We start from the raw sequence: 20,201 nt of genomic DNA, 5'->3' as shown, positions 1-20,201 counted from the left end.
CATCCCCCTGACGCCCCAGCGCTTCCCAGCACATCATCTTCGCGCTTTCGCGCTTACCCTCACAACCCTCAGGCTGCTCAGCTGCGCAACGCGCGCATCTGCGAGAGGATGCAGGCTACTGCTCAACGACCCCTTGCGCCCAGTCGAGCAACGCTTCCACTTCTTCGGTCGTTTCCGCCTCGGCGTAGATGCGCACCAGCGGTTCGGTGCCCGACGGCCGCATCATCACCCACGCATCGCCTTCCAGCAAGAACTTCACGCCGTCGCGACGATCTTCGCCCACCACCTGCTTGCCGCATATCTCGGCGGGGGCGAAGGTGGGAATGGTCTGACTGCGGAAGCGCTCCATCTGCTCGTCGGTGACCGTGAGCCCACGGCGCGCGAACTCCAAATGTCCCAGGTCGTCCAGCATTTCAGCCACCAGCGTTCCCAGGTCCTTGCCAGTTTGCGCCATCATCTCGGTGAGCAGCAGCGCCATCAACAGGCCGTCGCGCTCCTTCACGTGCTCGGGCAGACCGATGCCGCCGGACTCTTCGCCGCCCACCATGACACCGCCGCGCTCCATCTCGCCGTAGATCCATTTGAAGCCAACGGGCGTGCTGACCAGTTCCAGGCCCAGCTTGCGGCAGAGGCGATCGAGCAGCGCGCTGGCCGTGATGGTGGAGACCACGCGCCCGCTCGCGCCGCGATCGACCATGTGCTGAGTGATGAGCGCGATGATGCGGTGTGGATTGACGAAGTTCCCCTGGCGATCGCCCGCGCCGATGCGGTCGGCGTCGCCGTCATTGATGAAGAGCGCGTCGTACCCCAGCTCGCGCACCTTCGCCAGGCCGCGATCGACCCACGGCGGAATGGGCTCGGGATGCAACCCATCGAAGGTGGGATCGCACGCGTTGTTGATCTCGACCACGTCAACGCCCATATCGCGCAGCAGATCGGCCAGGTAGTGACGCCCGGCGCCATAGAGCGGATCCACCACCACGCGCAGGCCAGCCGCGCGAATGGCGTCAACGTCTACGAGCGTGCGCAAGGCGGCCAGATACGGGGCCATGAGGTCAACCTCTTCCACCGTGCCTGCCCCAGCACATGCCGCGCTGCCGTGGCCGTGCACTGCCTCGCAAATGGTGCGCGTGGGCGCATCGGCATCGTCAAGCGGACTGACCTCATCGGCATCCATGGCCGCTTCCACCCGATCGGTGAACTCCTTAGGGCTGGCACCGCCGTCGGCCATGCGCAGCTTCACACCCAGATACTCGGCCGGATTATGGCTGCTGGTCAGCATGATGCCGCCAACCGCTTCCGGGTCGTGCGCCACCGACCAGCACAGCGCTGGCGTTGGGCAGTAGTCCTGCGTCAGCTTCACGCGAAAGCCGTGAGCCGCAGCCACTTCCGCGGCGATCTGCGCGTAGGCGTGCGCGTCCTGTCGACAATCGTGTCCCACGTACAGCGTGCCCAACGTTGCCATGCCTTGCGGCGTATCATGAACCGCACCCGCCACATCCTGCGCGAACACATGGGCTGCCGCCCCGATGACGCGACGCACATTCTCTTCGGTGAAGTCTTCGCCGATGATGGCGCGCCATCCGTCGGTGCCGAAGTGGATATCGGACATGCTCTCTCCTTTGTTCGCGCTTAGCCGCTGACATGATTATATCCATTGGCAGGCATGTGCGGGCGGGCATGCGCGGGGCTCTGCGCCGGAAGTTGCCGTCTTGCTGATGAACGCATCGGCCGCCACCGTGAAGAGAGCGGTCATCGTGAAAACACCGGCTGCTATAAAGACATGATCGCCGGGGGTATCGCGAGCGCGTTCGCGGCCGTGAAGGAATTGTGGATTCAACGACCGATCGCCCATTTTTTTCGCAAAACGCTTGATTCCTTCTAAAAGTTAGCCTATTCTAACTTTATCGGAATCAACTTGATTCCGAACCTCCTCTCTTTTGCTTTGAAAGAGGCGGCGAAGCTCTCCTCGTCTTGCTCAGCCGCCAACAAAAAAGCCCCTCGATCGAGGGGCTTTTTTGCATCAACGGCTCAGACGTTCTGGAAGGGGCTTTTTGCGTCAACGACTCCGATGCTCTGAACCCGAAGTCACGCATCACGGCGAAAGCAGATGCCTCAGCGCAAGGGCAAATGCCTCAAAGCGCAAGCAGGCACCTCAGAGCGAGAGTAGACACCTCAGTACGAGAGCAGGCGCCTCAGCGCAAGAGCAAACGCCTTAAAGCGGAGAAAAACGCCTTAAAGCGCCTGGTGATCGAGTTGGGAACGGAAGCGTCGCGCCAGATGCGTCGCTGCACTCTGCACGGCTTCGCTGGATCCCTTAGGCCAGCGGCGCTCCATAACCCTCGGGATTCGTCGATTGCCAGCGCCAGCTGTCTGCGCACATGCGGTCCAGATCATATTCCGCACGCCAGTTCAACTCGGTCAGCGCCTTGTCGCATGCAGCGTAGTTCTCGGCGATGTCGCCCGCGCGCCGCGGCTCTATGGTGTAGGGGATCTTCTGGCCACTGGCTTTCTCGAACGCACGCACCACATCGAGCACGCTGGAGCCCCGCCCGGTGCCCAGGTTGAAGACGCCCACGCCGCTGCGCGTGCCATCCGCCATGGGCGTACCTGCATGCGAGCAGCGATCCAGCGACGCATTCGCATCCGTGCGCGCGTCTGCGGCATCAGATGTTGCTGCAGTGTCCACTGTTTCTGCGGCATTAGATGTTTCATGTGAAACATTCGTATCGCTTCCCAACTTGCCACCCATCCAATCGAGCGCCGCCACATGTCCGCGCGCCAGATCGACCACATGGATGTAGTCGCGCACGCCCGTTCCGTCAGGCGTGGGGTAATCGTCGCCAAACACGCGCAGCTGCGGCAGCTTGCCCACGGCCACCTGCGCTACATACGGCAGCAGGTTGTTCGGAATACCCTTCGGGTCCTCGCCGATAAGGCCGCTTTCGTGCGCGCCGATCGGATTGAAGTAGCGCAAGAGCACCACGTTCCATTCGTTATCGCCGACCCACATATCGGTCAAGATCTGCTCGAGCATGCTCTTCGTTTGACCATAGGGGTTGGTCGCGTCGTGCTTCGGCGCGTTCTCGGTCAGCGGCATCTCGTCGGGTTCGCCGTAGACGGTGGCGCTGGAGCTGAACACGATGTTCTTCACGTCGTGCTGGCGCGCAACTTCAAGAAGCACCAGCGTGCCAGCAATGTTGTTCCAGTAGTATTCCAGAGGCTTCTCCACCGATTCGCCAACCGCCTTGAAGCCCGCGAAATGGATGATCGCATCGATCGGGAAGGCGCTGAACACCTCTTCGAGCGCCGCGCGGTCAAGGATGGAGCCCTCCATGAACGTGAGACGCGGATCGTCGGCCGCAACGCCGGTTATCTGACGCACCCGATCGACCGCAACAGGGCTGGAATTGCTCAGGTCGTCGAAGATGACCACGTTGAAGCCGCGTTGGAGCAGCTCGACCACCGTATGGCTTCCAATGAAGCCCGCGCCGCCGGTGACCAGTATCGTCAGGTCTTCCGGGGCCTTCGCTAGCGATCTGTTTGCCATCTGCGTCTCCTTCGCTCTGTCCGTTGCATTTCGTCTGCCTGCGTGCATGCATGCGTGTCGCACCCTCACGTTCTGCCGCTATTGTATGCCAGTGCGACGCAAAATGCTTCACGTGAAACATTTTGACAAGCAAAACGTTCATACGCCTGCTGCTCATGCATGGCTTACCGCAAAACCGCCACGCATGTATGAAGAGACAACGCGCGAAGAAGCAGGCACCGCATGCGCACAGAGAGAGAACAGGGGAACAAAAGCAGAGCATTGAAGAAGCCATAGCGCGCAAAGGAACACTGCCCATGAGTACAACGCCGAAAGGCTACCGTGCGCAAAAGATTGCGATGCGACGAAGGACTGTGGCGCGCAGCGCAAACGGCGCCACGGGTGTAACATATATATGCTGCATACGTATGCAGCATATAGACCTTCCATACGCATAAAAATTGAGATTTAATCCGTTTAGACCTGAAAACGTAAACGACCGTTTACAACGCACTGTAAACATCCATTTACGATTTGCGGATGGGTTTCACAGGGCAACATACTGAGTCCATGCCCGGACATGAACCGCTCGCCTTGGAAGAAGCGGTGATCCTGGGGTACAACGTCGAACGCCTCCGCACAACCCAAGAGCTGAGCAAGACGATGTTCGCGAACATGGCTGGCATCTCGCGACCCACGCTCAACAAGATCGAGCAGGGCCTTGCCGACCCACAGCTGTCGATCATCCGCCGCATCGCCGATGCGCTCAACGTCACCGTAAGGCAACTGCTGACGCCTCCGCGCATCAATACCTACCATCCGCGCGCTACATACCGCCTTGCCCCGCTGCCCGAATCCTTCAAGGACAACGCCCCGATCACCCCAGAAAGCATCGCCGACCTCCCAACAGGCCCGCCCATCGTCCAGGCAACCCAGTCAAGCGAGCACACCGAGACGCGCTCTCACAACCCCTCAGAGATAGCAGCACCGCTTGAACGGCGCGAAAGGAGCGCCGCCACGACCGCGCCCAACGCAGCCCCAACCGTGTCTACCAGCCAATCTGCAGCATCGCACATGCGGTCGGGCACGAACAGCTGATGGATCTCGTCGGTTGCCCCGTACACGCTTGCGATAACCACAGCTCCGACAACCACCACGACCGTACGACGTGCCCCCTGACCTTCCAACCGCTCCCGCCGATCCTTCAGCTGCGCGCGCTCCCCTTGCAGCCGCACCGCGTTCGCCAGCAACGCGCCCAAGACCGCATACTCACAGAAGTGCGCCAGCGAGGACACCACGTCAACGCCTGGCCCGAACAAGCGAAGCTGCACGGCATTCAACCATTGCTTCACCTGCGCCACCACACCGGCGCCCTCATCGAGATCAGCTCCGGTATGCGCCGACATGAAGAAGATGAAGCAAGCCCATCCCACTACGAGCGCCCAGCTGATCGCAAGGCGCGCGCCACTCCGATCAGGCATCGGCATCCGCAGGCGTAAGCGTCAGAATCTGCTCAGGCGTATCCACGATGACGTTCGGCTGCACCGCCGCATCCATGTTCGGCGCCTCGAAATCCTCGCGGTCGTGATAGCCCCACGTGACCGCCACTGCATACACGCCCGCGTCGCGCGCTGCCTTCATATCGCTTGGCGAGTCACCCACATACATCGTGGTCTGCGGCGTACCGCCCAGCGATGCCATCATCATCTTGATGCCCGCAGGATCGGGTTTGCGCGGTACCGCAGGACTTTCGCCCAGCATATCGTCCACTAGCCCTGGCAGCTTCATGCTGACGATCTGATCCACGCCCGCCTGAAGCTTGTTGGACACCACCCCGATGCGCGCCCCCTGGGCCCGCAACGCCTCGAGCAGCGCCACAACGCCCGGATACGGCTCGGTCAACTGATGATATTCCTGGAAATGCTCATTCCAGATCCGCATGGCGCGCTCCACCACATCTTCGGGGGCATCATCGGGCAACGCCTGGCGCATCAACCGCCGCACACCATTGCCCACGAACGAGAGGATCTCGCTTTCCGTGCGCTCGGGATATCCCACATCTCGCAGGATCCGATTCGCCAGCTGCGTCAGATCGGGCAGCGTGTCCAGCAACGTGCCGTCAAGATCGAATATATACGTAGTGAATCGAACTTCAGCCATGCGCTATCCCTTCTTCGACAATGTAACCATTCTAATAGAGAATCCTGCGCCTTACGCGGGCGCCCAATGTACACGGTGTATTCTGAGCGCCGCGCAACCTCTTCGCTGGGAAACATCGTGCTACCATGCCTATAGCATATCTTGCGCCCCAGCCGATAGACAGGATGCTTCTGAATCGAAAGCGATACATACTCATCTTCGCTATCTCCATCGCCGTGGTGATCGCAGCGGTGTGCGTGTACCTCGAGCAACTTTCCATCACCGTTTCCAGCGACCTGATGGCCTCGGTCGACGAAATATCCAGCCACGACGTGGAATCCGTAGAAGGATCGCTTGACAACGCGTATGGGCGCCTTGATTCGGTGGCCAAGCGCATGGCGGTCTACGATGTGCAGACCATCCAGGAAGCCCAAGAGCAGATGAACCTGGAAGCAGCCTCTTCCAGCATGTTCAACGCCATTTACCTTCTGGACACCAATGGCGCCTTGTACAGCAGTTCGTACGCGCGCTACAACGCGGGCGAGCACACCTACGACGAGATGTTCGCCGATGGCAGCAACAACTTCGTCATGCTCTACGACGATACGTACGGCAAGCTGGAAACCACCAAGGAATCGCTGATCTATGGCGTGCGCATGGACGGCATGACCATCGGCGACCACCAGTTCGTGGCCATGCTGGGCAGAAGCGACCTGTCGGCCATTCGCGACCAGCTGCTCATAGAGAGCTTCGACGGGCAGGGCATCTCAAGCGTCATCAACCCCGCTGGCTACTACATCGTGAGCGCCGCACCCGCCACCGATCTGTCGGGCCGCAACAATTTCTATGACAAACTGGAGTCAAGCTTTATCGAAGACGGGCTTTCCACCGAAGATGTACGTCGCAACATCTCCGAGGGCAAAAGCTTCGTCATCCACTGCGTGACCGCCAGCGGCGAGCGTCAAGTCATCAGCTTTGCCCCCATCGAAGGCACCAGCTGGTCGTTCATCATGACGGTACCCACCTCGGTGTTCGAACAGCGCTTCGCCCCCTTCATCTTCATGACCGCCTGCATGCTGATCGCACTGGTGCTGGTACTCATCGTCATGATGGTGATCATCTATCGGTTCATGAAAAAGTCCATCTCAGCCAATGCCGAGGCGGCCGCGCGCGCGGAGTTCCTGTCGAACATGAGCCATGAGATTCGCACGCCGCTCAACGGCATCATTGGGCTGAACCATCTGATGGAGCGCCATTTGGACGACAACGTGGCCATTGCGGGCTACGTGCAGAAGATGAACAAGGCGGCCCAGTACCTCCTGTCGCTGGTGAACGATATCTTGGACGTGTCGAAGCTGCAAGCGGGCAAGGTTGAACTGACGCGCGAGCCGTTCAGCCTGCACGTGGCGCTGGATAACGTGTGTGAGATGCAGCGCGAGCCTATCGCTGAGGGCGGTATTCACCTGGATACCGAAGGCGTCCAGCTACCCTACCCGCAGGTGCTGGGAGACGAGGTGCGCGTGAGCCAGGTGCTGATGAACATCCTGTCGAACGCCGTGAAGTTCACGCCAGAAGGCGGTACCATCACCATCACTGCCGACCAGAAGCTTCTGCCTGCGAACAACGTGCTCGCGCGGATATCCATCGCGGACACCGGATGCGGCATGACGCCCGAATTCCAACGGCAGATCTTCGACACGTTCACGCAGGAGCGCAATTCCAACAGCGAGAGCCAAAAAGGCACCGGGCTGGGCATGTCCATCAGCCATCTGTTGGTGCAGCAGATGGGCGGCCAGCTGTCGGTGGAAAGCAAGCTGGGCGAAGGGTCGCGCTTCACGGTGATCGTTTCGCTGCCGCTGGCCGAGGAAGCGCAGAAGGGCACCGCGGCGTCCGCGCCCCACGAGGCTGCTGCGCACCCTCAAGGCCATGCGCAGCACACAGCTGCCACGCCGCAGAAGCCAGCTGCACCAGCGCCGAGCAGCACCGATGCGTCGCACGCCTTCGCCACTGACCAGCAAACGCCTGAGAGCCAACCTGATGACCAACCGCTGCACCTGCTGATCGCCGAAGATAACGACTTGAACGCCGATATCCTCTCCAGCATTCTGACCGAGGAAGGCCACCACGTGGTCATCGCCACCAACGGCCAAGAAGCGGTGGACGCTTTCGCCGCCTCTCCCGAAGGCGCCTTCGATGCCATTCTGATGGACGCGCAGATGCCGGTCATGGACGGATATGAGGCCGCGAAGGCCATCAGGCAGCTTGCCCGCGCAGACGCCGCCACCGTGCGCATCTTCGCCTGCACCGCCTCCACGCTGGTGGAAGATCGCGAACTGGCGCTGGCCAGCGGCATGGATGATTTCCTGCCCAAGCCGCTCAACGTGCGCGTCATGCTCAAGAAGCTGGGGCAGGTGCGACAGGCGCAGGCACAGAAGGAGCGGGATTGATGGGGATCGCGAAACACCGCCCGAAGCCCGCAGAGACGCGGCATGCGCGCACCGCTACCAGGCCGAAGCGCGCGTACGCCGTTCTTGCGAGAACGCTATTGCAACGTCTGCGCATCGCTCTTGGTGCTTGTGCGGGGATGCCATCGCAACGCGCGCACCGGCGCCCTCGCTCGCGCGCCCGGAGCGTGTGCGCGCTGCTGTGCGCTGTGTGCCTCGTAGGCGCGCTCGTGCCACTGACAGGCTGCCAAAGCCAGCAGGCTGCCGTGCATCTGACCGTGAAGGTGCCGCGCACTGGGCACGATGTGGTCTTTGATGAGTCCATCACACAGATCGATCAGGTCATCTCGCGCATGGCCAATGAATTCATGCGCGACTACGAGACGCCTGTCACAGTGAACGTTGAGGTGTTCGAACAAAACCAATACGACGAGGCGGTAGTAGATTGCTTTGACACCGATGCCGCGGCCGATGTCCTCTATGGCGACTATTTCAACATATCAACCTACATTCACACAGGACGCGTAGTGCCCCTCGACGATGCAATCACCGATAAGGTTCGTAACGACGTATTCGAGGACTTGTGGGATATGAGCACGGTGAAAGATAGGGTTTATATGATGCCGTATCTAAGCCGACAGAACGTTTTTGCTTACAACAAGGAACTGTTCCGACAAGCGGGGCTTGAGCGCTACATTGAAAGCGGTCATATTCAATCGTGGAGTTTGAGCGAGTGGAACCTCATTTTGGACACGCTGGCTGCCAACCTGCCCGAGGCGGTCTATCCTATGATGATGTACGCCGCCAGTTCGCAGGGAGATACTCACATCATGACGCTGCTTCGCGCGGCGGGCTCATCTTTCTTCGATGAGGACGGTCACTTCAACCTGTCAACGCCCGAGGGCGTCGCGGGATTGCGACGCATCCAGCAAGGCGTGGCACGCGGCTGGTTCCCACCACACAGCGAGAATCTTGAGATCGAAGATTGCTCGAGTCTGTTCCAGAAAGGCCAGCTTGCCATCTATATGGTGAACAATGCCTCGATCAACCGCTATGGCGACACCATCGGACTAGTAAACTTCCCCGGACCCGATGCCGATGGTTGCGCTACCTTGTTTGTATCGGGCTTTGAGGTGTTCGACAATGGCGACGCGCAGAAAGTGCAGGTGGCGAAAGACTTTATCGCCTATATTTACGCGCATGAAGAACTGCTCTCGTATGCGGCGGGCACGCTGCCTGCATCAAAGCGCGTTTCCGAGCAATACGGTAGTCAGATCACCGGGTTCGACCTGTTCGCGAACAATCGCGGCAATGTGGTGGACTTCACCGGGAACAATCCCGATGCGCGTGCCATCCGCGAGGTGTTCTACCTGCATATTCACGATCTGCTTATGGGTACTATCACGCCCGAAGAAGCAGCTGCACGCCTTGATGCCGACTGCAATGCGATCATTGATGCGGGCATCGCCGCCAGCAAACTGCACGACTAGCACCGTAAAAGCGCGGATAGCACGAAGAAGCGCTCGCGCGTTCCCCGTTCGCCCCTGTGCGCCTGTGCGCGATGCGGCCCAGCTACCCGACCAGCTTGTAGATTCCCAAACCGCATACCGCGCCGATAGCGGCGCTGAACACGACCTTGATGAGGATCGATGCTCCCTGGTGGTTGCGCGCGAATGCGTGCCCTTCGGGCGCGTCAGGTGCTGGCTCGCCGTTCGCGAACGCCATGATCTCCCGATAGGTGACCAGATTGTGCTGGCACTTGATGCGTTCGATCCACAGCGCACACGCCATCGCAAGCCCATACAGCGGCAGGAACACCACCGTACCTGCCACATCGCCTTTCGTCAGATTCCCCACGGAAAGCGGATCGCGCCATGCTGCCGCTAGCCCGATGAAGAACGCCACCGCAAGAAGCAGGAAGATCACCATCGCGGTGCTCAGCCACCGCATCTTTCGCGAATCCTCTTCCATGGTGCGCCGCATGACCGCCACATCGCCTTGGATGAGCTCATCGATGGACACGTTGAAGAGCTGGCTGAGCAGCACGAGACTTTGCACATCAGGATACGTTTTATCGTTCTCCCAATTGGAAACGGTTTGGCGCGACACGAATATGGCTTCGGCCAGTTCATCTTGGCGAAGGCCGCGCTCGGTGCGCCAGTGACGTATCTGCTGTGCAAGTTCCATGGTGCTATTCTACCTGCACAGCTCTCCCTGATGCTATTCTACCTGCGCAACGCTCCCTGATGTTTGGGCTGTACCGCGTGCCGCAAGGCGATGCTCGATGCGCTTGAGCTGCTCGTCCATTCTACGCGCAGAGAGCCAAAGACCCATCGCGAGGATGACCACCGCCACAGCCAGCAACAGTATCAAAACCAACAGAGCATGCTCCGAAACCATGAAGACTCCTTTTCTCCCATGAATGAACTTCTTCCGTGATCAAGCGAAGAGACTGTAGCACTGAGATGCGGCGGCGATGGTCTGATACGGTGAAAAAATCGTGTTAAAAGTCTTTGACATGGCCTTTGAACTGGGCATGAACAGAAGAACAGAATGGCGGGAACAGAAAACAGAACCCTGTTCCCTTCGCGACTCGCTTTCTTATCGCCACATTGTGACAACGTTATGAAAGATGCGAGCGCCGACCAAACAAGATGGCGCTTGCATGTTTTTCGCAATGTGGTTTCATAGAACGCATCATGCGCACGCAGTGAAGGGAGGCTCGTATGCATTTTTCCGAGAAACCCCACCGGCTGGGATTCGAGCGCGCCTCAGCATTGCTCCAGGTGCAGATCGGATGCACATGGGGGCGCTGCCTCTACTGCGCCGTATGCTCCAGGCATCCCGGCCCTGCCGTGGTCACACCGCTTGAAGAAGTGGCAGAGGACTTGGACGAACTCTCGCAGAACTGGCGCGCCTACGACCGCGTGTTCCTGTACGGCCCGAACCCCTTCGGCATTCCGAACGAGCAGCTTCTCGAGCGCTTAAAGCTCATCCATGAGAAATTGCCGAGCGTGAAGACGATCGGAGGTTTCGCGTGCATCACCGATATTGCTGCGCGCTCCGATGCGGAATTGGCCGAATGGGCCGCCCTTGGCGTGGATGGACTCTCTCTGGGCGCTGAGTCGGGATATGCCCCGGCGCTCGCGTTCATGCGCAAGCCTCACAAGCCAGCCGATATCGAGACCCAATGCAGGCGCCTTGATACGGTCGGCATCACCTATACGTTGTTCTACCTGGTCGGCATGGCAGGCAAAGGCAAGGGTGCCGAAAGCGCGAAGGCGTCTGCTGAGGTGTTCAATCGCATCGATCCCTATCGCATCAACGTGATGACGATGTCGGTCTTCAAGGGCACCCCGCTGTATGAGATGGTGCAGGGCGGTGCGTTCGAGCCAGCCTCGGAACGAGAGAACTTCCTTGAGATGCGCGACTTCATAGCAGGGCTCACCGATTGCGAAACGTTCATCGACACCGGCCACGATGTGAACCTGGTGCACTTCGATGGCGTGCTGCCGCGCGACCGTGAGGGCATGGTCGCCCTGCTCGATATGCGCGCCAAGCACGCTAACGAACGCATGTTGTCGGAATATCGCACCCGTATGCGCAGCTTCTGAGCGACGGAAGCGCTGAGCGTAAGACCGTGTTCTCCTACCGCCCCTAATTCGACCCGTCCACTGCCTCTCGTGCGCTCACGAGCTTGCCTTTCGCCTCTGACACCACGATGCCAGCACATATCAGCACCACGCCCACGATGATCAGCGGCGTGATGGCCTCGCCCAAAAGCAACCAGCCGGAGAACACCGCACCCGGCAGCTCGTCAGCCGTCAGCACGGCAACAAGGCCGCCTGGCAGCGTCCGCGACGCAAGTCCCAGGCAGACGCAGGGCAGCACCACAGCGACCAAGGCCATGAGCATGCCGCCAGGGATGAGTGCTACAACGTCACAGGCGCCCGTGTAGAAATCTGGGGCAGCGATGGATGCGACCACAGCACCGCCGAGCGCCAAGAAGAGCGTGCGCATCAGCGGTGGCTCTTCCACCGCGATCTTACTGTTAAGATACAGGAAGCACGAATATGACACCGAGCACGCGGCAGCGAGCAGAAGTCCAGTCACGCTCACGTTGTTCAGGCCGCCCGCCACGATCTCGTCGGCAAGCCCGCTACCCATGAGCGACCCCACGATAATGACGAGGGCGCACAGCACCACCCATCCGTTCGGCCGCTTCCGCTCCACCACGCACTGGATGGCCAGCGTGATCCAGACGTACTGGAACTGAATGGCCACGGCCTGCCCGACGGATAGCTCCGCTATCGCGTAATACAAGAACAGCGTCGTCGCGCCAAGAAAGGCACCCGTACCCATCAGGCGCAGGCACACGTCCAGCGCAGGTACGCGTCGGTAGGCAACCAGCGTGACCACCGCCAGTATGATGCTAGCGATCAGGAACTGCTCGATGGCGATGTGCCCCACGGCGAACCCAGTCGTGGCAACCATCTTGTTGAACGTGCCACCCAAACCGTAGGCAAGTCCAGCAACTAGCGCGGCAATGGAGGCGACCAGTTTGCCGCCAGCCTTCATTTCTCTGCTCATCATCTAACCTCGTGTGTAATCGTCATGACCCTAGAAGGGGCGCCCGCGCCCACCTTGAGCGAGCGCAAGAACACGTGATGGCGCCCTTCCGTCTAGGGGGTACCGGAAGGGCGCATCGGAAATGCAGTACGTGCTCGCTGCGCGAATTTGGCAGGTCTTACGCCTCCCTTACACCGCAGAACCCTCCACGATCCTGCCACCGTGGATGGGATTGAACGGGTTGGGCTTCACGACCTCGCCATAGGTGCCGGGCTTGCGGTCCTTCAGCAGATCGGAACCGCCCATGGAGTGCACGCGCGCGTTGATGATCTCCTGCTCGATGTCCGCCTCAGCAACCGCCATACCCTCATCGAACCCGGTGGTTGCCAGGATCTGCCCCGGATTCGGACCGATAATCTGGCTGTGGCCCTCCATGAAGGGGCCGCACTGGTTGGCGTCGATGAAGAACACCATGTTATCCAGCGCGCGGGCCTGACCCATGATGAGATGCACCTTGTGGTCTGGGTCGTCAAGCGTGCCGGACACGTTCGGCCAGCAGATGGGGTTCACGATGATCTGGGCGCCTTTGAGCGCAAGCGAGCGCGCCACCTCGGGGAAACACTTGTCGAAGCAGATCTCAAGACCGATCTTGCCGATGCGCGTGTCGAAAACGGGGTAATCGCCAAGGCCCGGGTAATGGATGAGGCGCTCGCACAGCGGCAGATGCACTTTGCGATACTTGCCAATGTAACCCTCAGGCCCGACCAGCACAGCCGTGTTGTACGTGGCGTCGAAGCGGTCGGAATCGCGCTCAGCCATGGACCACACGATGTACATGTCGTGCTTCTTCGCCAGTTTCACGAACGTCTGCACAGAATCGCCTTCCGGAACAAGCTCGGCAGCCTTGATGGTGTATTCCTTGTCCTCGCCGTTGTACTGCTGCATGCTGACAGTGCCGACCCCGTTCAGCGCTTCCTCGGGAAAGACGAGCAGATCGACGCCCCGCTCGGCTGCTTGCTCCACGAAGGAAACCATCTTGCTCAGATTGACCGACTTGTCACGCGGGTCTGACGGCATGCAGACCGTCGCCATTTTCACTGTTGCCACGATTCTCTCCTTACGATGAGGTTGTCTAGGATTGTTGGATGAGAGCATTGCCCTCAGGGGCTCCCGGCGGCTCGGGAAGCGGCGCCTTGCGCGAGAGCGCCATGTAGGCGAGGACCGCCACCGCACCGACGAGCGACACGCTGCCGAGCACGATCGAAGCGATAGGCCAGCCTCCGCCCATCTCCACGGCGTATAGCACGGCGGGGCTGCCAACGAAGATACCGATGTTGTAGAACACATTGATGAAGCCGATGCCGTAACCGATCTGGATCGGGTTGCCCACGCAGAAGGGAACGATGTAGTTGTAACAGGTGAGCAGCAGGCCGGGGAAGGCCGCCGTCAGCAACGTGTGCAGGATGAAGATGCTCGGGTCGAGCGACGTGGTGATGAAGCACGCGAGCGCCAGCAGCACGGTGGACGCGAGCATGAGCACCGGCGTTCCCTTGAGCCCGAGCCGGTCCACGATGAAGCCGCCGATGATGCAGAACGGGATGCCGAACATGCCGTTCAAGCTGCCGTAGAAGTTAGCGGTCGTAGGCTCGAGCAGGTATACGTTGCCGAATACAGCCGGGTAGTTGTTGATGAAGAAGTACAGCACGAAGCCGACGACGAAGGCAACAACGCCCATGCAGATGACGCGCCCGTTGGAGAGCACGGGTAGGATGGATGCCTTCGGGGCGGACCCGCCTGCACCTTCGGGAGCCGGGGGTTCTTTCACGATGGCCACGAACAGAAGGGTGAAGACGACCGACAGGGCAGCCACGACCCACCAAGCGCTCGTGAGCCCCAAGCTCATGGTTAGCGGCAGCGCCGTGTTCAGCGCGATCACTGACGCGATGGACGCGAACGTCATGAAGATGCCGACGAACAAACCCGTGTTCTTGTCAGGAAACCACATGTTGATGAACACGATGCCCGCCACGCAGACGAAGGCGAACGCGCAGCCTTCGATGATGCGGCTGATCAGCAGCAGCGGGTAGCTGCCGATGCACAGCGCGCCCATCACGTTGCCGCAGATCATGGCGATCATGACGACTAGGATCACTTTCTTCGGACCATACTTGGCCACCAGACCGCCAGCAGGAATCGCCAGAATGATGCCTGCAACGGTGAACACGGACATGAGCCATGAGGTCTCGGCGTACGTGATGCCGAGCATCTCGCTGATCTGCCCCAGCAACGGGATGATCTTGAATTGACTCAGCGAAACGCACATCGAGGCGCAGTACATGATGAAGAACATCAGCCCTCTATGCTTCATGGAGAGCTCCTCTCTCTCGGGTATGGACGACCTCTGCCGCCTTCTCACCTCCCAGGAAGGGCAAGGGCGAAGGACGCTTGGCGAGCGCGCCTGACAGAGCGCGAACCGCCGCACGTTCGCGATTCCGGAGTTCGCGAACGCAGTCCCGAAGGTCTTATGAGAAAGGTATGGGAGCGCGCCTGCGCACTTCAATGCGCTATCCGATGTATCTTCATGGCTCGAAGCGGCCACCGGTGCACGTTTCGCACCCGCTGTATATCACGCGATGTAGGCGCATCGCCTCCGCTACAACCAAAGATGTATTGGCCGAAGAACGGCAGCATGATAAAGTCGAGGCAAACCCCGTCAGAGGGGTGATTCCTTGAGAACGGAGGCTTCGATGTCTCAGACCTTGCTCGAGCGCGACTGGCGGTCGATATGCGACATCATCTATTGCGTATGCTCCTGCAAAGGCCTCGACGAGCTGGAAGCAGTGGTCGTCCAGCGACTGTTCTCGTTCATCCCCTGCACGCAAGTCACGCTGTTCATCGCCACCGGCCAAAAGGACGGCGAGCCATGCTACGACCGGGTCAAGGTGATCGGCATCGACGCCGATTATATGGATAAATTCCTCGAAGGCGGCTACGGAACGGACCCGTATCTGCGCGGCTTCGGACAGCCCAATAATTCGCGCGCGTTCCGCGACTCAGATCTGCTTCCCGAACATTTCAGGGTCGAGACCCCGCTGTACCGGGATATCTACAAACCGCAGGGGCTGCATTATGCGCTGCGGTCGTTCTTCTCGCACGAAGGAAGCATCATCGGCAACGTGTCCCTGTTCAACACCGAGGCGGCGGGCGACTTCTCCGATCGGGACGTCGAGATCCTCAACGTGCTCGCTCCGCACATCGCGTTGAAGCTCGGACAACTTGTTGAGAGCGAATCACAGCAGCAGATCATCCAGAAGCGCGCCGACGTCCTCGATCGGTTCAACCTCACCGCCCGCGAGCGCGAGATCGTCAGGTGTGTGCTGTCGAACACCAACGATGTGGAAGTGGCCGAGTACCTGTCCATCTCACCAAAGACGCTCAAGAAGCATCTGCATAACATCTATACCAAGACGGGCGTGGAGAGCCGCATGCAGCTGTACTCGCTCATCTACAACATCTAGCGCTCCGACCCACCAACAAAAAAGCCGCCCCTGACGCGCGCACGCGCAAGGGACGGCCTCACCTATGAAGTTGAAGTGCCGGAAGGCGAGCGTTAGAACGTGAAGAGACTCTGCAACCTCGTCGCGGAGGCCTCGGTCGGCTCCCACGTGTTGCCATTCAGCACGAACTCAAGCGTCACGGGCTCCTGCGGAGCAGCCTCAACGCTCTCGATGTACTCGAAGATGCGGTCGCTCACCGCGGTCTTGCGCTCATCCTGAGACATCGCCATGAACTCAGGGTCATTAGCCAATTCCTCCATGATGGTTTCGGCCTCTGTCTCGTCAATATCCTTCTGCGTCATGACGATCGTGGCCGTAGCTTCCTTGCCGTTCACCGTCACATCTTCGATGGAGTAGTCAAAACCATCGAGCAGCGCGTTGGCGTACTCTTGCCCGTCCATGCCCACTGTGGCGAGCGCAACAGCGTTCTGCTGCTGAATCTGGCTGATGACGCTGGAGTCGTGGTTCTTGTACGGATCGAGCTCGCTGGCGATCGAAGTGCGAATGACTTCCTCGTTGGCCGCATCTGCGGAGCACCCCGTGAAGACCCCCAGAGACGCTACCATCAGCGCGGCTGCCGCCAGTGCCGCAATACGCTTCGTTACTTTCATGCTTCCCCTCCTGTCCAAATGTAGTTCGGCCGAACTGGCCATTTCGCAGTGTATCAAAAGAGCAAAGAAGTGCCACGCGTGCAGCTGCGGGTGCGTCCGACAGCCTCGTGCCACCCCGAAAGCAAGCGCTGTCTCCAAGCATCGTCACCTGTCGGCTGAAACGTCTCGGCGCTGCGGTCAAGGCTGCGCACCTCTTCCCAGCTGCCCCAAAAGCCGCTGGTCAACCCAGCAAGATAGGCTGCACCGAGCGCAGTTGCCTCCGCATCGTCGGGGCGCACAACGGGCAACCCGAGCACATCTGATTGAAACTGCATGAGAAACTCGTTGGCCGACGCGCCGCCATCCACGTTAATTCTGCGCAAGGTGATACCTGCATCCTCTTCCATAGCGCGCAGCAGGTCGCAAGCCTGATATGCTAGCGCCTCAAGCGAGGCCCGCACGATGTGCGCACGCGTCGCCCCGCGCGTCAACCCATAGATCGCCCCGCGCGCCTCGGCATCCCACCACGGCGCCCCAAGACCGGTGAACGCAGGAACAATATAGACGCCTTCGGTGTCGGGCACGCTGGCTGCGATGTCGCTGGAGTCGGCCACGTCGTTGAGCACGCCAAGCTCATCGCGCAGCCACTGCATGAGCGCGCCCGCCATGAACACGCTGCCCTCAAGCGCGTAGTGCACCTCTTTCACTTCCGGCGCGGTCGCCGCGATCGTCGTCACGAGCCCGTGCGCGCTCGTGCATGCTTCCGTACCCGTATTCATAAGAAGGAAGCAGCCGGTTCCGTAGGTATTCTTCGCGTCTCCCGGCTCCCAGCATCGCTGCCCGAACAGCGCAGCTTGTTGGTCGCCAGCCACTCCGCAGATGGGAATTCCCTGCACCGTACCCGGGTTGGCGGTCACGCCGAAACGGCTCGCCGATGGCCTTACCTCGGGCATCATCGACGACGGAATGCCGAACAGATCGAGCAGCCACGGGTCCCACTCGCATGTGTGGATGTTGTAGAGCATGGTGCGGCTGGCGTTCGTCATATCCGTGGCGTGCACCGCCCCGTACGTGAGCTTCCAAACAAGCCAGCTGTCCACGGTGCCGAAGGCAAGCTCGCCCGCCTCAGCACGTTCGCGTGCGCCGGGAACGGCATCTAAGATCCACGCGATCTTGCTGGCGGAGAAGTACGGGTCGGGCACGAGCCCCGTTTTCTCGGTGATGGCGCGCGCTACCTCCGGGTCGCCGCAAAGCTGCTCGACCATGGGCGCGGTGCGTCGGCACTGCCACACGATGGCGTTGCACAGCGGCTCGCCCGTGGCGCGGTCCCACACTAGCGTGGTCTCGCGCTGGTTGGTGATGCCGATCGAGTCGACTTGCGCCGTGTCGACGTTGTTCGCCAGCAGAAGCTCAGTCAGCACGCCCAGCTGCGACGACAGGATGTCGGCCGGGTCATGCTCCACCCAGCCCGGCTGCGGATATATTTGCGGGAACTCGCGTTGCATGCGCGCAACGATGTGTCCCGCGCGGTCGATCAGCATCGCACGCGACGACGTGGTGCCCTGGTCGAGCGCGATGATGAATCTCTTGTCAGCACTGCAATCCCCCATGATGCGAACCTCCTGCGATGTTCTTCGCCGGGCCGTCCGGCGCGACGTTGCCTCCAGCGCTTTGCCCCGCTCTCGGCTCCAACCCTACGACGTCTCCTGCGTCGGCTTTGGCAGCGCGAAGCGCATGTAGACGGGATTGTGGTCCGAGTAGGCAAATTTCAAGTCGAGCGTCTGCTGCTCCAGACATCGCACGTTGTCGGAATAGATGAACGCGTCCATCACCCAGCGGTCGTTGGTGCCATCATAGGGCCTTCCGGCATCACGGCAGGTTGCCACCGAGTGGAACTCGCCCGCATCAAGCTGCGCCTTGCACGCCACCGTGAAGCCCTCCGGAACGCCCGCAAAATCGAACGGCTTCGCCCAACTCGCCTCGGTGTCGGTCGTGTTGTCGTACACCTCGTTCGACACGCCGATCATGTCATGGTTGAAGTCGCCGCCGGCGACCACGAAGTTACCCGCGTCGCGCTCCTTCCGCATGTCGGCGTACAGCATGTCGCGCTGCGCCTGCATGACCTGCGCGTCGGCTCCGTAGGCGGACAGGTGCACATTGAACAGCACCAAATCGATACCGGCAGACGTGGGGACGCGCACGATCGAGTAGCATCGGTCGAGGTCAAGCAGCTTGCTGAAGCTGTCGGAGATGGGAAGGCTGCGACGCAGCGCGTCTTCGACCTCATGGTCGGAAAAGGTGACCAGACCAGCACGGTTGGCGCCATGCGGCGCATAGGGCGGCCATGCCAGGTAGGGAGAGTCGTAGTTCTGCGCGAACACCGACGTATCGTTCGGGAAAGCATCGATCAGCAGGGCATACTCGTCCACGTCGTAGCTGCGCGTGCCCTTCACGTCGACCTCCTGGAACAGGACGAAGTCGGGCTCGATCCCCTTGATCGCCTCGGCGGATCCCTGGATGTTGGCACGCACATAGTCGGCGCTCTGTGCCACCGAGCCGCTGCCGCCGTCCATGAAGAAGTCGAAGTCGGGCCCGTAGGCACCGAACCCCAGGTTTGCAGCAACCACCGTCAACGGGGTTAGCTCGTCGGTCAGCTCGAGTTGCGGAAGAGGCTTCGCGGCCTCGTTCGCCGGCGGCATGGGCTGCAATTCCAGGTTGTCGTCCAACCGATAGTAGCTCTGCATGACGTATATGGCATAAACGACGAGCGCCACTAGCACCGCGCCGACGACGCAAAGCGTTCCGATGAGCACCTTCTTGCGCATGGCAAGCCTCCTGTTCCTTCAGCCTGTCACCAGGTTCGCAGCCACACTCGGGCCTGCCGCCCGGCTCGCGGGCATGCTCGGGCCCGCCACCAGGGTCGCGAACGCATGCGCGTCCACCACCGTAGCGCCAATGAAGGCCATGTCGGCGATGTTCGCCTGCTGCACCTGCGGGGTGCGCGACGACGTGGCGTCCTCGACCACAATGACATTGTAGTTGTACGACAGGGCATCGTAGCAGGTGGTTCGTATGCAGTTCGGCGTGGTGGTGCCGATGAGCACCAGCGTCTCCACGCCGTCGGCCTGCAAGGCCTCATGCAGGCTGGTGCCGAAGAACGCAGAGAAGCGAGGCTTCACCACGACCGGTTCATCCGGCCTTTCCCGAAGGGCGACGGGCGCATTCAGGCTGTTGGGGAAATCTCCCTCGCGACACAGCGGACGGCCACCTGTCAGCCACAGGTCATGCCGCACCGGCTCGATGTCCGACCCGTCGGCGGCGTACTCTCGCCGCACGTGGAAGACGCGCATGCCGGCAGCGCGCGCCCCCGCCA

General features: G+C 60.5%; 17 protein-coding genes and 1 pseudogene. 5 read left to right on the top strand and 13 right to left on the bottom strand.

Annotation, left to right across the window (positions count from 1 at the left end; all coding sequences use genetic code 11):
* Nucleotides 1–115: 115 nt before the first annotated feature.
* Nucleotides 116–1,612: a phosphohexomutase domain-containing protein gene (locus tag NFR19_RS07505; protein WP_251213175.1), complete on the bottom strand. Its 1,497-nt coding sequence runs from the start codon at nt 1,610–1,612 to the stop codon at nt 116–118.
* A gap of 705 nt (nt 1,613–2,317) precedes the next feature.
* Nucleotides 2,318–3,550 carry a UDP-glucose 4-epimerase GalE gene (gene galE, locus NFR19_RS07500; RefSeq protein WP_251213174.1) on the bottom strand — a complete coding sequence of 411 codons (1,233 nt, stop codon included), beginning with the start codon at nt 3,548–3,550 and terminating at the stop codon, nt 2,318–2,320.
* Nucleotides 3,551–4,069: 519 nt separating this feature from the next.
* Here galE and NFR19_RS09000 point away from each other — a divergent pair.
* A pseudogene (locus NFR19_RS09000) lies at nt 4,070–4,264 on the top strand (helix-turn-helix domain-containing protein); the annotation flags it as partial.
* 227 nt (nt 4,265–4,491) lie between these two features.
* Here NFR19_RS09000 and NFR19_RS07490 read toward each other — a convergent pair.
* Nucleotides 4,492–5,010 (bottom strand): VanZ family protein, encoded by a 519-nt coding sequence (locus NFR19_RS07490; RefSeq protein WP_251213172.1) that lies wholly within the window; start codon nt 5,008–5,010, stop codon nt 4,492–4,494.
* Complete coding sequence (locus NFR19_RS07485; protein WP_251213171.1) at nt 5,003–5,689, bottom strand: HAD family hydrolase; 687 nt, start codon at nt 5,687–5,689, stop codon at nt 5,003–5,005. Before NFR19_RS07485 ends, NFR19_RS07490 begins: the two co-directional genes overlap by 8 nt.
* A gap of 164 nt (nt 5,690–5,853) precedes the next feature.
* Here NFR19_RS07485 and NFR19_RS07480 point away from each other — a divergent pair, with 164 nt between their 5' ends.
* Together NFR19_RS07480 and NFR19_RS07475 are read left to right on the top strand one after the other, a co-directional pair.
* Nucleotides 5,854–8,115, top strand: a complete 2,262-nt coding sequence (locus NFR19_RS07480) for a hybrid sensor histidine kinase/response regulator (RefSeq protein WP_251213170.1) — start codon at nt 5,854–5,856, stop codon at nt 8,113–8,115.
* Nucleotides 8,116–8,342: 227 nt separating this feature from the next.
* On the top strand, nt 8,343–9,602 hold the full coding sequence (locus NFR19_RS07475) for an ABC transporter substrate-binding protein (RefSeq protein WP_251213169.1): 1,260 nt from the start codon (nt 8,343–8,345) through the stop codon (nt 9,600–9,602).
* Nucleotides 9,603–9,684: 82 nt separating this feature from the next.
* Here the strand turns inward: NFR19_RS07475 and NFR19_RS07470 are convergent, their stop codons facing one another.
* Together NFR19_RS07470 and NFR19_RS07465 are read right to left on the bottom strand one after the other, a co-directional pair.
* The gene (locus NFR19_RS07470) at nt 9,685–10,299 is read right to left on the bottom strand and encodes a helix-turn-helix domain-containing protein (RefSeq protein WP_251213168.1); all 615 of its coding nucleotides are present in this window, start codon (nt 10,297–10,299) and stop codon (nt 9,685–9,687) included.
* 33 nt (nt 10,300–10,332) lie between these two features.
* Entirely contained in the window at nt 10,333–10,512 is a 180-nt protein-coding gene (locus NFR19_RS07465; protein WP_251213167.1) for a hypothetical protein, read from the bottom strand.
* A 326-nt stretch (nt 10,513–10,838) separates the two neighbouring features.
* Here NFR19_RS07465 and NFR19_RS07460 point away from each other — a divergent pair, with 326 nt between their 5' ends.
* On the top strand, nt 10,839–11,726 hold the full coding sequence (locus tag NFR19_RS07460) for a radical SAM protein (RefSeq protein WP_251213166.1): 888 nt from the start codon (nt 10,839–10,841) through the stop codon (nt 11,724–11,726).
* Between the two features lie 43 nt (nt 11,727–11,769).
* On the opposite strand, the gene NFR19_RS07455 is transcribed toward NFR19_RS07460, so the two are convergent.
* From NFR19_RS07455 to NFR19_RS07445, 3 genes are all read right to left on the bottom strand, one after another.
* Nucleotides 11,770–12,705 carry an EamA family transporter gene (locus NFR19_RS07455; protein WP_251213165.1) on the bottom strand — a complete coding sequence of 312 codons (936 nt, stop codon included), beginning with the start codon at nt 12,703–12,705 and terminating at the stop codon, nt 11,770–11,772.
* 165 nt (nt 12,706–12,870) lie between these two features.
* Nucleotides 12,871–13,788: a carbon-nitrogen hydrolase family protein gene (locus tag NFR19_RS07450; RefSeq protein WP_251213164.1), complete on the bottom strand. Its 918-nt coding sequence runs from the start codon at nt 13,786–13,788 to the stop codon at nt 12,871–12,873.
* A 25-nt stretch (nt 13,789–13,813) separates the two neighbouring features.
* Nucleotides 13,814–15,049, bottom strand: coding sequence for an MFS transporter (locus tag NFR19_RS07445; protein ID WP_251213163.1), 1,236 nt, complete (start codon nt 15,047–15,049; stop codon nt 13,814–13,816).
* A gap of 379 nt (nt 15,050–15,428) precedes the next feature.
* Here NFR19_RS07445 and NFR19_RS07440 point away from each other — a divergent pair, with 379 nt between their 5' ends.
* The gene (locus NFR19_RS07440) at nt 15,429–16,199 is read left to right on the top strand and encodes a helix-turn-helix transcriptional regulator (RefSeq protein ID WP_251213162.1); all 771 of its coding nucleotides are present in this window, start codon (nt 15,429–15,431) and stop codon (nt 16,197–16,199) included.
* A 92-nt stretch (nt 16,200–16,291) separates the two neighbouring features.
* On the opposite strand, the gene NFR19_RS07435 is transcribed toward NFR19_RS07440, so the two are convergent.
* The 4 genes from NFR19_RS07435 to NFR19_RS07420 all read right to left on the bottom strand — a co-directional run.
* Nucleotides 16,292–16,849, bottom strand: a complete 558-nt coding sequence (locus NFR19_RS07435; RefSeq protein ID WP_251213161.1) for a hypothetical protein — start codon at nt 16,847–16,849, stop codon at nt 16,292–16,294.
* A gap of 53 nt (nt 16,850–16,902) precedes the next feature.
* Nucleotides 16,903–18,438 (bottom strand): glycerol kinase GlpK, encoded by a 1,536-nt coding sequence (glpK, locus tag NFR19_RS07430; protein WP_251213160.1) that lies wholly within the window; start codon nt 18,436–18,438, stop codon nt 16,903–16,905.
* Nucleotides 18,439–18,522: 84 nt separating this feature from the next.
* Entirely contained in the window at nt 18,523–19,653 is a 1,131-nt protein-coding gene (locus NFR19_RS07425; protein WP_251213159.1) for an endonuclease/exonuclease/phosphatase family protein, read from the bottom strand.
* A gap of 18 nt (nt 19,654–19,671) precedes the next feature.
* On the bottom strand, nt 19,672–20,201 hold a 530-nt coding region (locus NFR19_RS07420; protein ID WP_251213158.1), incomplete at its 5' end, for a cysteine hydrolase family protein.

It is taken from the genome of Adlercreutzia murintestinalis, assembly GCF_943192905.1.
In the GTDB taxonomy this organism is placed as follows: domain Bacteria; phylum Actinomycetota; class Coriobacteriia; order Coriobacteriales; family Eggerthellaceae; genus Adlercreutzia_A; species Adlercreutzia_A murintestinalis.
This window is presented reverse-complemented; position numbering and strand designations above follow the sequence as displayed.

What these genes read in the sequence shown, in the direction of transcription:
- NFR19_RS07505 (WP_251213175.1), bottom strand. Translation starts at nt 1,612, where the DNA reads ATGTCCGATATCCACTTCGGCACCGACGGATGGCGCGCCATCATCGGC.
- galE (WP_251213174.1), bottom strand. Translation starts at nt 3,550, where the DNA reads ATGGCAAACAGATCGCTAGCGAAGGCCCCGGAAGACCTGACGATACTG.
- NFR19_RS07490 (WP_251213172.1), bottom strand. Translation starts at nt 5,010, where the DNA reads ATGCCTGATCGGAGTGGCGCGCGCCTTGCGATCAGCTGGGCGCTCGTA.
- NFR19_RS07485 (WP_251213171.1), bottom strand. Translation starts at nt 5,689, where the DNA reads ATGGCTGAAGTTCGATTCACTACGTATATATTCGATCTTGACGGCACG.
- NFR19_RS07480 (WP_251213170.1), top strand. Translation starts at nt 5,854, where the DNA reads ATGCTTCTGAATCGAAAGCGATACATACTCATCTTCGCTATCTCCATC.
- NFR19_RS07470 (WP_251213168.1), bottom strand. Translation starts at nt 10,299, where the DNA reads ATGGAACTTGCACAGCAGATACGTCACTGGCGCACCGAGCGCGGCCTT.
- NFR19_RS07465 (WP_251213167.1), bottom strand. Translation starts at nt 10,512, where the DNA reads ATGGTTTCGGAGCATGCTCTGTTGGTTTTGATACTGTTGCTGGCTGTG.
- NFR19_RS07460 (WP_251213166.1), top strand. Translation starts at nt 10,839, where the DNA reads ATGCATTTTTCCGAGAAACCCCACCGGCTGGGATTCGAGCGCGCCTCA.
- NFR19_RS07455 (WP_251213165.1), bottom strand. Translation starts at nt 12,705, where the DNA reads ATGATGAGCAGAGAAATGAAGGCTGGCGGCAAACTGGTCGCCTCCATT.
- NFR19_RS07445 (WP_251213163.1), bottom strand. Translation starts at nt 15,049, where the DNA reads ATGAAGCATAGAGGGCTGATGTTCTTCATCATGTACTGCGCCTCGATG.
- NFR19_RS07440 (WP_251213162.1), top strand. Translation starts at nt 15,429, where the DNA reads ATGTCTCAGACCTTGCTCGAGCGCGACTGGCGGTCGATATGCGACATC.
- NFR19_RS07435 (WP_251213161.1), bottom strand. Translation starts at nt 16,849, where the DNA reads ATGAAAGTAACGAAGCGTATTGCGGCACTGGCGGCAGCCGCGCTGATG.
- glpK (WP_251213160.1), bottom strand. Translation starts at nt 18,438, where the DNA reads ATGGGGGATTGCAGTGCTGACAAGAGATTCATCATCGCGCTCGACCAG.
- NFR19_RS07425 (WP_251213159.1), bottom strand. Translation starts at nt 19,653, where the DNA reads ATGCGCAAGAAGGTGCTCATCGGAACGCTTTGCGTCGTCGGCGCGGTG.